Source organism: Mycobacterium sp. PO1 (assembly GCF_017312405.1).
Lineage (GTDB): Bacteria > Actinomycetota > Actinomycetes > Mycobacteriales > Mycobacteriaceae > Mycobacterium.
The window spans coordinates 84,559-99,266 of the sequence record NZ_BLTG01000027.1; the positions used below are offsets into that span (position 1 = coordinate 84,559).

The following is a 14,708-nucleotide window of genomic DNA, read 5'->3' on the forward strand; positions in this document are numbered from 1 at the left end:
CCATTAGGTTGTAGGCATGACTCAGACGGTGCGCGGTGTGATCTCACGGAAGAAGTCAGAACCGGTCGAGGTGGTGGACATCGTCATCCCCGATCCGGGACCCGGTGAGGTGGTTGTCGACATCGCTGCGTGCGGGGTGTGCCACACCGATCTGACCTACCGCGACGGCGGAATCAACGATGAGTTCCCGTTCCTGCTGGGCCATGAGGCTGCCGGCACCGTCGAGTCGGTCGGCGTCGGCGTGACGAACGTCGAGCCGGGTGATTTCGTGGTGCTGAACTGGCGCGCGGTGTGCGGGCAGTGCCGGGCGTGCAAGCGGGGCCGCCCGCACCTGTGTTTCGACACGTTCAACGCCGAGCAGCCGATGACGCTGACCGACGGCACCGCGCTGACCCCCGCGCTGGGCATCGGCGCGTTCGCCGACAAGACCCTCGTGCACGAGGGTCAGTGCACGAAGGTCGACCCTGCCGCTGATCCGGCCGCGGCCGGTCTGCTGGGTTGCGGTGTGATGGCCGGCGTCGGGGCGGCGATCAACACCGGCGCCGTCAACCGCGACGACACCGTGGCGGTCATCGGCTGCGGCGGCGTGGGAGATGCGGCGATCGCCGGGGCACGCCTGGTCGGGGCGAAGAAGATCATCGCCGTCGACATGGACAACCGAAAGCTGGACTGGGCCCGCCAGTTCGGGGCGACCCACACGATCAACGCCCGTGACCTCGATCCGGTGGCCACGATCCAGGATCTGACCGACGGTTTCGGCGCCGACGTCGTCATCGACGCGGTCGGGCGGCCCGAAACCTGGAAGCAGGCGTTCTACGCCCGCGATCTGGCCGGCACCGTGGTGCTGGTCGGGGTGCCGACGCCGGACATGACGCTGGAGATGCCGCTGGTCGACTTCTTCAGCCGCGGCGGATCGCTGAAGTCGTCCTGGTACGGCGACTGCCTGCCCGAACGGGACTTCCCGACGCTGATCACCCTGTTCCTCGAGGGCCGCTTCCCGCTGGACAAGTTCGTCTCCGAGCGCATCGGTCTCGACCAGATCGAAGACGCGTTCCACAAGATGCACTCCGGTGAAGTGCTGCGCTCCGTGGTAGTGCTGTAGTCATGGGCAACATCGCGCGGCTGGTGACCAGCGGAACGTTCGAACTCGACGGCGGCAGCTGGGAGGTCGACAACAACATCTGGCTCGTCGGCGACGACAACGAGGTGGTGGTGTTCGACGCCGCCCACACCGCCGAACCGATCATCGAAGCGGTCGGCGGGCGCCACGTCGTCGCCGTCGTGTGCACGCACGGGCACAACGATCACGTGACCGTCGCCCCCCAGCTCGGGCAAGCCCTGGATGCGCCGGTGTTCCTGCACCCGGCCGACGACGTGCTGTGGCGGATGACCCATCCCGACAGCGACTTTCGCGCCGTGGCCGACGGTGACACGCTGCGCGTGGCGGGTACCGAGCTGCGTGCTCTGCACACGCCCGGGCACTCCCCCGGATCGGTCTGCTGGCACGCGCCGGAGTTGGGCGCGGTGTTCAGCGGTGACACGCTGTTCCAGGGTGGGCCGGGCGCGACCGGCCGGTCCTATTCGGATTTCCCGACCATCCTCGAGTCCATCTCGGGTCGGCTGGGCAAGCTTCCCGGCGAGACGGTCGTCTACACGGGCCACGGCGACACCACGACCGTCGGCGACGAGATCGTGCACTACGACGAGTGGGTGGCCCGCGGCAGCTGAGCTGCCTATCGCGCCTGAGCAGCTGAGCTGCCTATCGCGCCTGAGCAGCTGAGCTGCCTATCGCGCCTGAGCAGCTGAGCTGCCTATTGGGCCTGAGCAGCTGAGCTGCGGGATTGGCCAAGCAGCTCTGAGCCCTCTGCACCGCGAGCGCGCGCTCACGGTCCGTCAGCTCCGGAGGATCCGACGCTTCTCGGCCTCGAACTCGGCATCGGTGAGGGCACCTGACTCGCGCAGCGCGGCCAGCGTCTTGAGTTGTTCGAGCCGCACGTCGGTGTCGGTGGGTTCGTAGCTGTGCACCGGCGGCGGAACCGGTCCGGGCCAGGTGGGCTCGTCGAGACTCACCGGCGCCGCCACGTTCTGCACTGCGCGCGGCGACCGGAGCCGCCACAGGATCGCCAGGACCAACGACACGACACCGGCGGCGATGAGCCCGCCGAACGCCCACACCAGCCACCACGGCGAGTCGTCGCGGCCGAAGGCCAGCTGCGGGTTGATGTAGCCGGCGACCTCGCCGCGCACCGCGACGTCATACACGCCGTCCTCGGCAATCTGCACCGTCCACAGGCGGATGCGGACGTCGCTGTTGACCGAGGTGGTGGTGCCCACGCTCTCGGTCACGACGGGATCGGGCGCGCCGTCCGGCGGGGTGATGCCCAGTTGCAGCGCGGGCACCGGAAATCCGCCGCTGACACCACCGGGGACCGCGGTGTGGAAGCTGATGGTGGCCTCCCCGGCGGGCAAGTGCAGCCGCGCGGATCCGGGGATGGGCACCTCACCGTAGGCGTCGAACTCGTCGAAGACGAACACGTTCAGAAGCAGTGACACAACGAGACCGACAACCCCGGTGACCAGCGCGAGAATTGCACCGGCCAGCGCGACGCGTGGACCGACCCGTCCCGTCATGAGCGAAGTCTGTCACGACCGCGCTTCTGCGGCGCGGTCGCGACGTGAGGACTACCGTGCGAAAGAGAGGGATACCACGCAGAGCTGTTCGGAGGTCGCGATGCCTGAATCCAGCATCGTCGTGCGGCCTCAACCCATGGACAGCGAGACCTACACCGCGTCCTCGCGATTGCAGGCCGCCGGTCTTGCCCCCGCGATCGCCGTGTTCGAACGGGCCGCCGCGCAGGTTCCGCTGCCGACTGCCCCGCAACCGATCGTGCTCGCCGACTACGGCGCCGGCACCGGCCACAATTCGCTGCTGCCGCTCGGCGCCGCAATCAAGGTGCTGCGCAGCCGCACCAGCGCCGAACACTCGGTGCTGGTGGCGCACACCGACATTCCGGACAACGATTTCACCGCGATGTTCCGCACCATCGAGGAGGACCCGGACACCTACCTGCGCAAGGACCCGGCGACGTTCGCGTCAGCGGTGGGGCGGTCGTTCTACGGCCAGATCATGCCTTCCAACAGCGTGCATCTGGGTTGGAGTGCGTGGGCGATCCAGTGGTTGAGCCGGACACCGGCCGAGATCGACGGCCACGTGCACATCTCCGACTGCACCGACTCACAGGTGCAGGCCGCGTTCGCGCGGCAGGCCGCCCACGACTGGCATGAGTTCATCGCGTTCCGCGGGCGCGAGTTGGGGCCGGGGGGACGCCTGGTGGTGATGACCATGGCCGTCGGCGACGACGACGAGGTCGGGTTTCGGCCCCTGTTGCGCGCGATCGACGACGCGCTCGAGGAGTTGGCCGGCGACGACGTCATCACCGCCGACGAGCTGGCCGGCATGTGCATCCCGACGGTGTCGCGCCGGGAGGTCGACTTCACGGCCCCGTTCGCACCGTCGGGCCGGTTCGAGCGGCTGGAGATCGAGCATCTGGAGGTGTTCGACGCCGAGGACCGGTTCTGGGAGCGCTATCGGGCCGACGGCAACGCCGCCGCGTTCGGCACGCGGTGGGCGGCGTTCGCCCGTGCGGCGGTGTTCCCGGCACTGCTGACGGCTCTGCCGGAGGACACGGACGAACGGCGGGTCGGCGCGTTGTTCGACCGGCTCGAGTCCGGCATCAGCGAGCGGATGGGCGCGGCACCCGAACAGGTCAGCATCCCGCTGGCGCACGTGGTGCTGGTCAAGCGGCCACGCACCTAGCGAATCGTGCCTAGCGAATCGTGCCTTTGCCCGGGATCAGCGGCAGATCGAGCGCGGTGACCCACCCGGGTGACAGATCGTTGACGGCCGGGACCGCATTGAGGGCGCGCAGCCCGGTCGCCAGGCAGCCCGCTGCCGCGGCGTCACGTCCGGAACCATCGGTGAACCGGAACGCGGTCTCCTGGGAGATGCTCGGGGTCCCTTCGATGTCGACACGGTAGACATCGTTCTGGTTGCCCGACGGCCAATCCGGGGCGGCGTCGTTGCCGATGCGGTTGACGTGCTCGAGTTGGATGCGGGTCTCGCCGCGGTAGACACCGTTGACGGTGAAGCGGACAGCGGCGACGTTGCCGGCCGCGATGACGCCTTTCGCGGTCTTGCGCTCTGTGGGGGTGACCCACTTCTCCCAGGTGGTGGTGATGTCGTCGAGCATGATCCCGGCGGCGTGGGCGATCATGGGAACTGTTGCACCCCAGGCGAACACGAGGATATCGGGGTTCTCGAGCATCGCCCGGTATTCCGGCGGTCGCCCGATGCCCATCTCCCGGTCGTAGTCTCCGGTGTAGTGGGTGTAGTCCAGTAGCTCGGAGGCGCGCACGGTGCGAACCTCGGAGCACAATCCCATCAGCGTCATCGGGAACAGGTCGTTGGCGAAACCTGGGTCGATGCCGGTGGTGAAGCACGACGCCTCGCCGAGTTCGCAGGCCACCGTGATCGGTTCGATCCAGTTGGGCGGATTCAGGTGCATGGTCGGCCAGATCCACGGGGTCATCGCGGTGGAGCACACGTCGATGCCGGCCCGCAGGAACCGGGTGATCAGATCGATGTTGGCGTCGGCGTGCGCGGCGGTCGGACCGTAGTGCACCAGCGCGTCGGGTTTCAGGTCGATCAGCGCGTCGACGTCGTCGGTGGCAGCGATCCCGACGTCGGAGGACAGTCCACAGATGTCGCCGATGTCGCGGCCCACTTTGGCGGGGTCGCTGACGCCGACGCCGACCAGTTCGAACCCGGGGTGCTCGAGCACCTCGGCGATCACCATCTTGCCGACGAAGCCGGTTCCCCAGATGACCACGCGTTTGGCGTCAGAATCGGTGCGCACAGCCAATACCCTAGGCCCGGCCCGCGCGGCGGGAACGATTCCGGCCCAAGTCGACGGTTCTCACGGTGCGGCCGCGGCCGGCGTGTCGTCCAACGTCACCCTGAATTGCATTGTCCGATAGGGCCATCCGTTGGCGGTGTGCCACTGCGACACCATCAGACCGACGCCGGCTTCGACGCCCACCCTCGAGCCGGGCAACACGTATCCGCCGTAGAGCTGGGCCACCCGGCCGCCGGCGTGGTCCTCGTCCTGCCATCCGCAGCCGATCACCGGCTTCTGGATAGCGGTGCTGTGCATGTTCGCCAGCGGGGAGTCGATGACGCGGTAGCCCAGTGCGTACTCCGAGGCCAGGAATCCACCCAGGATCCAGTGGCCCGAGGCCAGCCGACGCAGCGTCAGTTCACCCCATTTCTCCCCCGGCGGCGTGATCGGGGTGGCCCGGCTCCCCCACCCCCACCGCCCGTCGGTGAACCCCCAACTTCGATAGTGCCGCCGCGACCCGACGTGTCGGGGCCGGACCCGCATCAGGATGATGCCCTTGTCGCGCTGAAAACCGGTGGCGGCCACATACACCCAGCCGCCGTCCGGTCCCGGTTGGTGATCCCAGCTCCAGCACTGGGCGTGACCGTGATGCAGGTCGGCCGCGAAGCGGGCCTCGCTGCCGAGGTCTCGCCACGTCGCGCCGTCGTCGTCGGAGCGCCAGATCTCCGTCCACGCGACGTTGCCCAGCCCGCGGTTGACGATGGCGTGCAGATACATCGAGTCCCCGACGGTCAGCAGGTCCGACGGGATGACGGTGCTGATACCGCGTCGCCGGCGGGCGGCGGTGTGGTCGTGACGGTAGTGCCACAGCTGACGCGCATAGTCGGGGTCGGGTCCCCCCGCACGGTGGTAGACGATCTGGTGGTCGGCGTCACCGCGACCGATCAGCACGACCGGTGAGCGCCAGTCCCCCCGACCCACGGTGTCGCCGGAGAACGTGTCGCCGAACACCGACACCAGCGATCCGTCCGGGGCCAGGACCGAGGCACCCAGGTCGGCACAGGTCACTCCCCACCGGTCGGTGATCCCCGGTCCGGTGACGTCGACGGCCTTGCCGCATCTGCGCGGCAGCGGCCGCTTTCCTAGAAGCAGCGGCGCAGCCCGCCGGGCTCGCAGTACAGCGGGTACCGGTCGACCGGGATCGGCAGCGGTTCCTTGAACGACAGCGTGAAGTTCGTGTTGATGATGCCGGGCTGCAGCCCGCACACCGCGTTGTGGGTGACGCTGCGGGTGCCCGACATGGTGACGTCGTCGAACTTGAAGGTCTCGATGGTGGGCGCCCAGGTGCCGTCCGGGCATTTCATGCCCTTGGCCACCGGTGTCGTGAAGCTCCACACTCCCCCGGTCAGCCGGGCGTCACCGCCGACCAAACCGTTGGACGGCCCGACGTGCAGCCGGCAGCCGACCGGCAGATACAGCGGTTCACGCAGGTCGCCGACCACCGGCACGCAGGACGGATAGATCGTCCACGTCCCGGGCTGCCCGTCGGCGGGCATGTAGTTGTAGACGCCTTCCATGACGTTGGCGGCCTGGGCGGACGGCGGAGCCCCCACCGCGACACCCATCGCGACACCGACACCCATGGCGACGGCGGCCGCCGCGCGCAGGAACCTCACGTTGTCTCCCTTCGCCCCGCCGCATGGTAAGACAGGTTGACCGAAGTATTTCAGTCGCGGGTAGACAAAGTCACGGCTTTGTCGCTTGTGGCAGCTCGTGGGTTGGGCCCAGGCGAGTTTGGGTAGAGGCCCCCCAGCGGCTCGAGTCCCGGGGTGATGCACATGACGAGAACGGCGGCGTCGACCGCGCTCGTCGTGCTCGCCTTGGTGGTGGCGCTGACCGGCTGTTCGACCGGCCAGCGGGTGGATCTCGGTGACGGCGCCGAGGGCGGGGTGATCGCGGCCATCGCCGGTGAACCCGATCAGCTCGATCCGCACAAGACATCGGCCTACTTCTCGTTCGAAGTGCTCGAGAACGTCTTCGACACCCTGGTCGAACCCGACGAGAACCTGCAGATGCGCCCGGCGCTGGCCGAGTCGTGGGAGGTCAGCGACGACGAGCTGACGTGGACGTTCCGCCTGCGTCCCGGGGTGACGTTTCACGACGGCAGCCCGCTCACATCCGAGGACGTCGCGTTCTCCTACAACCGGATCATCGACGAAGAGCTCACCAACGTCGACAAGTTCAGTGCGGTCACCGCAGTGGAGGCGGTCGACCCGCAGACGGTGGTGATCCGCGTCGACCGCCCGGTGCCCAACATGCTCACCAATCTCGGCGGCTTCAAGGGCATGGCCATCGTGTCCCGCCGCAACGTCGAAAGCGGTGAGATCGCCACCCATCCCGTCGGTACCGGGCCGTTCGCGTTCGCCAACCAGCGCAGCGGGGACTCGATCACGTTGGTGGCCAATCCGGACTACTGGGACGGCGCGCCGGACATCTCGGGGGTGCGGTTCCGCTTCATCTCCGAGCCCTCGACCGCGCTGTCGGCGTTGCAGGCCGGCGAGATCGACTGGACGGACTCGGTGCCCCCGCAACGCGTGCAGCAGCTGCGCAACGACGAGTCGCTCACGCTGGCCGTGGAGCCGAGCAACGACTACTGGTATCTGGCCCTCAACGAGGCGCGCGAACCGTGGAACGACGTGCGGGTGCGCCAGGCGATCGCCTACGCGATCGACCGCGACGCCATCGTGCAGGCCACCAGCTACGGCACCGCCGCGAAGAACCAGCTCGCGATCCCGGAGGGCAACCCGTGGTACGTGCCGTACGACCGCTACGGCGAGGGCGGTCTGGACAAGGCGCGGGAACTGCTCGACGAGGCCGGCGTGAGCCCGGGCAACCTCGACATGCTGGTCACCACCGACTATCCGGAGACGGTGACGGCCGCGCAGATCGTCGCCGACAACCTCGCGCCGCTGGGCATCACGGTGAACATCCGCACCGTCGACTTCGCGACCTGGCTCGACGAGCAGAACAAAGGCAACTTCGACATGCTGATGATGGGCTGGCTGGGCAACATCGACCCGGATGACTTCTACTACGCCCAGCACCACACCGACGGCACCAGCAACGCGCAGAAGTTCTCCGATCCCGAGGTCGACCGGCTGCTGGACGCGGGCCGGGTGGAGACCGACCGACAGGCCCGCTTCGACGACTACCGCCGTGCGGCGACGATGATCGCCGACCAGGTCAGTTACATCTTCCTCTACAACCCGTCGGTGATTCAGGCGTGGAATCCTGCGCTGCAGGGCTATCAGGCGCGCCGGGATGGCGCGGTGCGGTTCCGTGACGCGCACTGGGCCCAGGACGGTGACGCCTGACATGGCCGCTCCCACGGTGCTGACTCACCCCATCGCGCGGTTCGTCGTGCGCCGGCTGGCGTATTCGGCGGTGGTGCTGCTCGGGGTCGCGGTGGTGGTGTTCGCGCTGGTTCATCTGGTCCCCGGTGACCCGGTCCGCATCGCGCTGGGCACCCGCTACACCCCGGAGGCCTATGAGGCGTTGCGGTCGGCCAGCGGTCTGGACCGGCCGATCATCTCGCAGTTCTTCGGGTTCGTCGGCTCGGCGGCCACCGGTGATCTCGGGGTCAGCTTCCGCAACGGCGATCCGGTGACCGTGACGTTGATGGAGCGTCTGCCCGCGACGTTGTCGCTCGGGCTGGCCGGCATGGTGATCGCGCTGCTGATCGCGTTGCCGGCCGGCATCTACTCGGCATTGCGCGAGGGGCGTGCCAGCGACGCGGTGATCCGGATCAGCAGCCAGTTCGGGGTGTCGGTGCCGGACTTCTGGATGGCCATCCTGCTGGTCGCGCTGTTCTCGACGACGCTGGGTTGGCTGCCCACCTCGGGGTATCGGTCCCTGTTCGACGACCCGGTGGGCTGGCTGCGCCACATCGTGCTGCCCGCACTGACGGTCGGTCTGGTGGCCGGGGCGATCATGACGCGCTACGTGCGTTCGGCGGTGCTGGAGGTCGCCTCGATGGGCTATGTGCGCACCGCCCGGTCGAAGGGTCTGTCCCCGCGGGTGGTGACGTTCCGCCACACCGTCCGCAACGCGCTGGTGCCGATTCTGACGATCACCGGCATCCAGCTCGCCACGATCCTGAGCGGGGTGATCGTCGTGGAGGTGGTGTTCGCCTGGCCGGGGCTGGGCCGGTTGGTGTTCAACGCCGTCGCCGCCCGTGACTACCCGCTGATCCAGGGCGCGGTGCTGCTCATCGCGGCCCTGTTCCTGTTGATCAACCTGGTCGTCGACGTGCTCTATGCGGTCGTGGACCCGAGGATCCGGCTGGCATGACGACTCGAGACGATACCCGCATCTCGTCGTGGAAACTGTTGGCGCGCAACCCCGTCACGTTGGTCAGTGCGCTCGTGCTGGCCGCCGTCGCGGTGGTCGCCGTGTTCGCGCAGGCTCTCGCGCCGTACGGCATCAACGACGTCGACGTGCCCAACGCGCTGCAGGCGCCCAGCCTCACCCATTGGCTGGGCACCGACGAACTGGGCCGCGACGTGCTGTCCCGGGTACTGGTCGCGGTGCAGGCCTCGATGCGGATCGCGGTGACGAGTGTGGCGCTGGCGTTGGTGGTCGGGGTCGCGATCGGGGTGCTGGCCGGCTACCGCGGCGGCTGGCTGGACACGGTGCTGATGCGCGTGGTCGACGTGATGTTCGCGTTCCCGGTGCTGCTGCTGGCGCTGGCTGTGGTGGCGATCCTGGGCCCGGGGGTGACGACGACGATCCTGGCCATCGGCATCGTCTACACCCCGATCTTCGCCCGCGTCGCCCGGGCCAGCACGCTGGGGGTGCGCACCGAACCCTATGTGCGGATGTCGCAAGCGATGGGCACCGGCGACAGCTACATCCTGCGGCGCCACATCCTGCCGAACATCTCCGGGCCGCTGATCGTGCAGACCTCGCTGTCGCTGGCGTTCGCGATCCTGTCCGAAGCGGCGCTGTCCTTTCTCGGCCTCGGTATCCAGCCGCCGCAGCCGTCGCTGGGCCGGATGATCTTCGACTCCCAGGGATTCGTGACGATGGCGTGGTGGATGGCGGTGTTCCCCGGCGCCGCGATCTTCGTGATCGTGTTGGCGTTCAACCTTTTCGGTGACGGATTGCGGGACGTCCTCGACCCCAAGCAACGCACCACCGTCGAGGCGCGCAGGAGGGAGCGGTGAGCGAACCCGCGGTGCTCGAGGTGGCCGATCTCGGGGTGCGCATCGGCGGTCGCACGATCGTCGAGCAGGTGTCCTTCGCGGTGCAGCGTGAGCACACCGTCGGCATCGTCGGCGCATCCGGCTCCGGCAAGTCGATGACGGTGCTGGCCGCCACCGGGCTGCTCGACGCACCCGGCGCCCGCGTGTCGGGGTCGTCGACGCTGACCGGTGGTTCCTCTCCCGTACAGCTCGTCGGCGCGCCGCCGAAGGTGCTGCGCCGGGTGCACGGCGCCCGAATCGGATTCGTGTTCCAGGACCCCGGCACGTCGCTGAACCCGCTGCTCACGCTGGAGCGTCAGATCACCGAATCGCTGCAGACGCACCGCGGCATGACCCGGCGGGCGGCGACCCAGCGGGCGACCGAACTGCTGGAGGCGGTCGGGTTGCCCGATCCGGCGACCCGCCTGCACGCCTATCCGCATCAACTGTCCGGCGGGCAGAAACAACGTGCGATGATCGCGATCGCGCTGGCGTGTGATCCGGAGCTGTTGATCGCCGACGAACCCACCACCGCGCTGGATGTCACCACCCAGGCCCAGATCATCGAGCTGGTGCGCGATCTGCAACGCGACTTCGGCACCGCGGTGGTATGGATCAGCCACGACCTGGGTGTGATCGGACAGGTCGCCGACGACGTGACGGTGCTGCGGGCCGGCCGGACGGTCGAGCAGGCGCCGATCCTGACGGTGTTCGACTCCCCGCGCGACGACTACACCCGTGATCTGCTGGCCGCCAGGCCGGTGCTGGATGCGCAGGGCCCGCCGGAGGTGACGGGCACCGACGAGCTGTTGACCGTCGAGGGCCTGGATGTGCGGTTCACGGTGTCCACTCCGGTGGGCCGGTCGACGGTGCACGCGGTGCGCGACGTGTCGTTCACCGTGCGCCGGGGGGCCACGCTGGGGCTGGTCGGGGAATCCGGTTCGGGCAAGTCGACGGTCGCGGCGGCGTTGACCGGGTTGGCCCGACCCGACGGCGGGACCGCCACACTCGACGGCACGGACGTGTTCGGCGCCAAGGGATCTGCGGCCCGGGCATTGCGCCGCCGGATCGGGCTGGTGTTCCAGGATCCGTTCTCGTCGCTGAATCCGCGTGCGCGGGTGGCCACGTCGATCGCCGAACCGCTGTCGGTACACGATCTGGTGGACGGCAAGGCAGCCCGGACGGAACGAGTCGCCGAGCTGCTGGAGCTGGTGGGGTTGCCCACGGAGTTCGCGCAGCGCTATCCGCACGAGCTGTCGGGCGGTCAGCGCCAGCGGGTCAGCATCGCCCGGGCGCTGGCCGCCGAACCCGAATTGCTGATCCTCGACGAGGCCACCGCATCGCTCGACGTGTCGGTGCAGGCCCGGGTGCTGGAGCTGCTGGCGCGTCTGCAGCGCGAGCTGGGTCTGAGCTACCTGTTCATCGGTCACGATCTGGCGGTGATCCGCCAGGTGAGCCACGACGTGCTGGTGATGCGTGACGGCGCGGCCGTCGAATACCGGCCTGCCGCCGAGTTGTTCGCCTCACCCGAGGAGCAGTACACCCGCGAGCTGTTGGCGGCGGTGCCGCCGGTGACCCCGCGCGCCGCCGTCTGAAAGCCGCGGGCGCCGGTGACGGCGTGTGCCGCCGTCTTATCACCCACCGCCTCGTGAGAAGGTCGAGGGCATGGGTCAATTGAGCGGGAAGGTCGCGCTGGTCACCGGCGCGTCAGCGGGACTGGGTGCGGCGACGGCGCGGTTGTTCGCCGAGCGGGGCGCCCAGGTGTTCGGGATCGCTCGGGATGCCGAGCGGATGGCCGAGGTGTTCGCCGACGTCCCGGGTGGCACGTTCGCGGCGGTGGACATCACCTCTCCGCAGGCGTGTGCCGACGCCGTCGCCGACTGCGTTGCGCACTTCGGGCGTCTCGACGTGCTGGCCAACGTGGCCGGATTCCACCAGATGCGGCATTCGGCCACGATGACCGACGACGACTGGGAACGTGATCTGGCGGTCAATCTCACCGGGCCGTTCTACCTGTGCCGCGCCGCGCTGCCGCATCTGCTGGACAGCGGCGGCAACATCGTCAATGTCTCGTCGATCGCCGGGGTCGAAGGTGAGGTGTATTCGGCGGGCTACTGCGCGGCCAAACACGGGCTGGTCGGGTTGACCCGCGCGCTGGCCATCGAGTTCACCAAGGACCGGCTGCGCGTCAACGCCATCTGCCCCGGCGGGATGCCGACCGCGCAGACCACGGAGTTCCAGGCGCCGGAGAACGCGGACTGGGACCTGATCATGCGCATCGCCTCGCCGCGCGGCTTCATGGACACCACCGATGTGGCCAAGACCATCGCGTTCCTGGCCAGTGACGACGCCGCGGCGATCCACGGGGCGGTCTACCGCGTCGACAACGGCAAGGGCGCCGGCTGACTCAGCCCGCAGTTCGCACGCGGGTCCCATGCGTTCAGACTGCAGCCAGCGCGGCAAAGTGCGAGTGGGGCCCGCGCTGGATGCAGTCTCAACGCTCGGGGACGGTGCCGAGGAAGCGTTCGATCATCGCGCGTTCGGCACCTGGATCGTCGACGGGCCAGAACAGCAATGCCAGCACGATTCGCACGATCCACTGGGCCGCTTCGTCGTCGCCGTCGGTGATACCGGTGAGCTCGGCGGCCAGCGTCGGCGGGATCGGCGAACGGCTCACCCACTGCAGCTCCGAGGCGCCGCGCATCGAGTGCAGCAGGGCCCGTCCGAGCGGATCGGCCCGGATGTGTCCGAGCGCGGCGACGACGGCGGTGACGGTGCGCTCGCTGCCCTCGAGCCCCCGCACCGCGGCGCGCACCGCGTCGACGATGCGTTCGGCCTCACGGGTCAGCACCGCGTCGCGGATCTGCGCCTTGCCGCCGACATGGCGGTAGAGCGTGGCACGCGAACAGTGCACCCTCGCCTGCAACTCGGCCATGTCGAAGCCCTCGAGGCCGTCGCGGGCAATGAGCGCGGTGGCCGCGGCATAGATCCGCTCCGCGGCCGCACCGTGGCGGTCCCCCACCAGCCAATCGTTCGCCATCGGTCACCTCGTCGAGAATGGTCCGGTCAAGGATCTCAATATGAGACACAACATGCAATCAGTCTTACCCTCGGGCCTGCTCCGGAGGCTGAGCTGAGACGGCACTCCGTCGCCACAGGTGCGAGCGGTTGTCGACTTCGTCCGGGCCGTTGACGCGCGGCGCCGCGACGCCGGAGCCTGGACGCGTGACCGTGCACGAGACCGACCTCGGCCTGGCGTTGTTCGCCGATGAGTTCCTCCAGGACCCGTATCCGCTCTATGCCCGGATGCTGGCCACCGCGCCGGTGCACCAGATCGGTGATTCCGGCTTCTACGCGGTCTGTAATTGGGATGCGGTCACCGATGCGGTGGCGCGCCCGCAGGACTTCTCGTCCAACCTGACCGGCACCATGGTGTATCAATCGGACGGCACCGTCGGCACGTTCCCGATGGACGACCTCGGCGGCCCGTCCCAGGTTCTGGCCATCGCCGACGACCCCGCCCATGCGCTGCATCGCAGGAAGCTGGTTCCGCAGCTGGCGGCCAAGCGGATCCGCACCCTCGAGTCGTTCGTCGCCGCCGCCACCGAGCGGCTGTGGGCTGAGCAGGTGAGCGACGGTCACGTCGAATGGATGTCGGCGATCGCCAACCGGCTGCCCATGCTGGTGGTGTGCCGCCTGCTCGGGGTGCCCGACGAGGACGCCGAGCAGTTGGCCGAATGGGGTTACGCCAGTACCCAACTCCTCGAGGGCCTGGTCAGCCAGGAGCAGCTCGCCGGCGCGGGCACGGCGGCGATGCAGTTGGCGCAGTACGTAGCAGAGAAGTTCGACGCGCAGGCGGCACACCCGCAGGACACCCTGATGGGCGCGCTGGCGCGCGACTGCGCCGAAGGCGAATTGGACGTGATGACAGCGCAGATGATGATGATCACGCTGTTCGGCGCAGGCGGGGAATCGACTGCATCGCTGATCGGCTCGGCAACGGCGCTCCTCGCCACCCGACCCGAGCTGCAGCATCGACTTCGGGACGACCGCAGCCTCATACCGGTGTTCCTCGAGGAGACACTGCGATTCGAGCCGCCGTTTCGGGGTCATTACCGCCATGTGCTGCGCGACTGCGTGCTGGCCGGGCACGAGCTGGCCGAAGGGTCACGGTTGATCCTGCTGTGGGGCGCCGCCAACCGGGATCCGGCGCACTTCGCGTCGCCGGACGAGTTCCGCCTGGACCGACCGAACAGCAAGGGCCACATCGCGTTCGGCAAGGGTGTCCACTTCTGCGTCGGCGCGGCACTGGCCCGCATGGAGGCCAGAATCGTGCTCGAGCACCTGCTGGCGAACACGCGCCGGCTCGAGGCCGATGGACCCAGCCGCTGGCTACCCAGCCTGCTGGTGCGACGGTTGGAGAGACTCACTCTTCGCGTCGACTGACCCGCTGCATCCCGCGCCCTCGAAGCGAGATCGACATGGTGGCTGCGAAAGTCAGCTGATGCCGACGTGATCACCGCCCTGGTGTCGATTTCGGCTCGAGCACCGTGGGGGCAGAAAATCC

General features: G+C 68.5%; 14 protein-coding genes. 9 read left to right on the plus strand and 5 right to left on the minus strand.

All coding sequences use genetic code 11. The features are described 5' to 3' along the window. Nucleotides 1-16 precede the first annotated feature (16 nt). The gene (locus tag J3476_RS12285; RefSeq protein WP_207066745.1) at nt 17-1,102 is read left to right on the plus strand and encodes an S-(hydroxymethyl)mycothiol dehydrogenase; all 1,086 of its coding nucleotides are present in this window, start codon (nt 17-19) and stop codon (nt 1,100-1,102) included. Between the two features lie 2 nt (nt 1,103-1,104). Continuing rightward, nucleotides 1,105-1,728, plus strand: a complete 624-nt coding sequence (locus J3476_RS12290) for an MBL fold metallo-hydrolase (RefSeq protein WP_207066746.1) — start codon at nt 1,105-1,107, stop codon at nt 1,726-1,728. Between the two features lie 165 nt (nt 1,729-1,893). Here J3476_RS12290 and J3476_RS12295 read toward each other — a convergent pair whose 3' ends face one another. Beyond that, complete coding sequence (locus tag J3476_RS12295; RefSeq protein WP_207066747.1) at nt 1,894-2,631, minus strand: SHOCT domain-containing protein; 738 nt, start codon at nt 2,629-2,631, stop codon at nt 1,894-1,896. Nucleotides 2,632-2,731: 100 nt separating this feature from the next. Here J3476_RS12295 and J3476_RS12300 point away from each other — a divergent pair, with 100 nt between their 5' ends. Beyond that, the gene (locus J3476_RS12300; protein ID WP_207066748.1) at nt 2,732-3,817 is read left to right on the plus strand and encodes an SAM-dependent methyltransferase; all 1,086 of its coding nucleotides are present in this window, start codon (nt 2,732-2,734) and stop codon (nt 3,815-3,817) included. Between the two features lie 10 nt (nt 3,818-3,827). Here the strand turns inward: J3476_RS12300 and J3476_RS12305 are convergent, their stop codons facing one another. From J3476_RS12305 to J3476_RS12315, 3 genes are read right to left on the minus strand one after another with little or no spacing between them, the layout of a single operon-like run. Further along, nucleotides 3,828-4,916: a dihydrodipicolinate reductase gene (locus J3476_RS12305; RefSeq protein ID WP_286182946.1), complete on the minus strand. Its 1,089-nt coding sequence runs from the start codon at nt 4,914-4,916 to the stop codon at nt 3,828-3,830. 60 nt (nt 4,917-4,976) lie between these two features. Further along, nucleotides 4,977-6,029 carry a DUF4185 domain-containing protein gene (locus J3476_RS12310; protein ID WP_207066778.1) on the minus strand — a complete coding sequence of 351 codons (1,053 nt, stop codon included), beginning with the start codon at nt 6,027-6,029 and terminating at the stop codon, nt 4,977-4,979. A gap of 11 nt (nt 6,030-6,040) precedes the next feature. Then, nucleotides 6,041-6,574: a hypothetical protein gene (locus J3476_RS12315; RefSeq protein ID WP_286182947.1), complete on the minus strand. Its 534-nt coding sequence runs from the start codon at nt 6,572-6,574 to the stop codon at nt 6,041-6,043. 162 nt (nt 6,575-6,736) lie between these two features. On the opposite strand from J3476_RS12315, the gene J3476_RS12320 reads away from it, so the two are divergent. The 5 genes from J3476_RS12320 (at nt 6,737) to J3476_RS12340 (ending at nt 12,547) form a co-directional block, all read left to right on the plus strand. Further along, nucleotides 6,737-8,272, plus strand: coding sequence for an ABC transporter substrate-binding protein (locus tag J3476_RS12320; RefSeq protein ID WP_207066750.1), 1,536 nt, complete (start codon nt 6,737-6,739; stop codon nt 8,270-8,272). A 1-nt stretch (nt 8,273) separates the two neighbouring features. Next, nucleotides 8,274-9,248: an ABC transporter permease gene (locus tag J3476_RS12325; protein ID WP_207066751.1), complete on the plus strand. Its 975-nt coding sequence runs from the start codon at nt 8,274-8,276 to the stop codon at nt 9,246-9,248. Continuing rightward, nucleotides 9,245-10,123: an ABC transporter permease gene (locus J3476_RS12330; RefSeq protein ID WP_207066752.1), complete on the plus strand. Its 879-nt coding sequence runs from the start codon at nt 9,245-9,247 to the stop codon at nt 10,121-10,123. The genes J3476_RS12325 and J3476_RS12330 overlap by 4 nt, the downstream gene beginning before the upstream one ends. Beyond that, nucleotides 10,120-11,736, plus strand: a complete 1,617-nt coding sequence (locus J3476_RS12335; RefSeq protein WP_207066753.1) for an ABC transporter ATP-binding protein — start codon at nt 10,120-10,122, stop codon at nt 11,734-11,736. Before J3476_RS12330 ends, J3476_RS12335 begins: the two co-directional genes overlap by 4 nt. Nucleotides 11,737-11,806: 70 nt before the next feature. Continuing rightward, nucleotides 11,807-12,547, plus strand: coding sequence for an SDR family NAD(P)-dependent oxidoreductase (locus J3476_RS12340; protein WP_207066754.1), 741 nt, complete (start codon nt 11,807-11,809; stop codon nt 12,545-12,547). Between the two features lie 88 nt (nt 12,548-12,635). Here the strand turns inward: J3476_RS12340 and J3476_RS12345 are convergent, their stop codons facing one another. Next, entirely contained in the window at nt 12,636-13,181 is a 546-nt protein-coding gene (locus J3476_RS12345) for a TetR/AcrR family transcriptional regulator (RefSeq protein ID WP_207066755.1), read from the minus strand. Between the two features lie 185 nt (nt 13,182-13,366). Here J3476_RS12345 and J3476_RS12350 point away from each other — a divergent pair, with 185 nt between their 5' ends. Beyond that, nucleotides 13,367-14,587: a cytochrome P450 gene (locus J3476_RS12350; protein ID WP_286182949.1), complete on the plus strand. Its 1,221-nt coding sequence runs from the start codon at nt 13,367-13,369 to the stop codon at nt 14,585-14,587. The last annotated feature ends 121 nt before the right edge of the window (nt 14,588-14,708 follow it).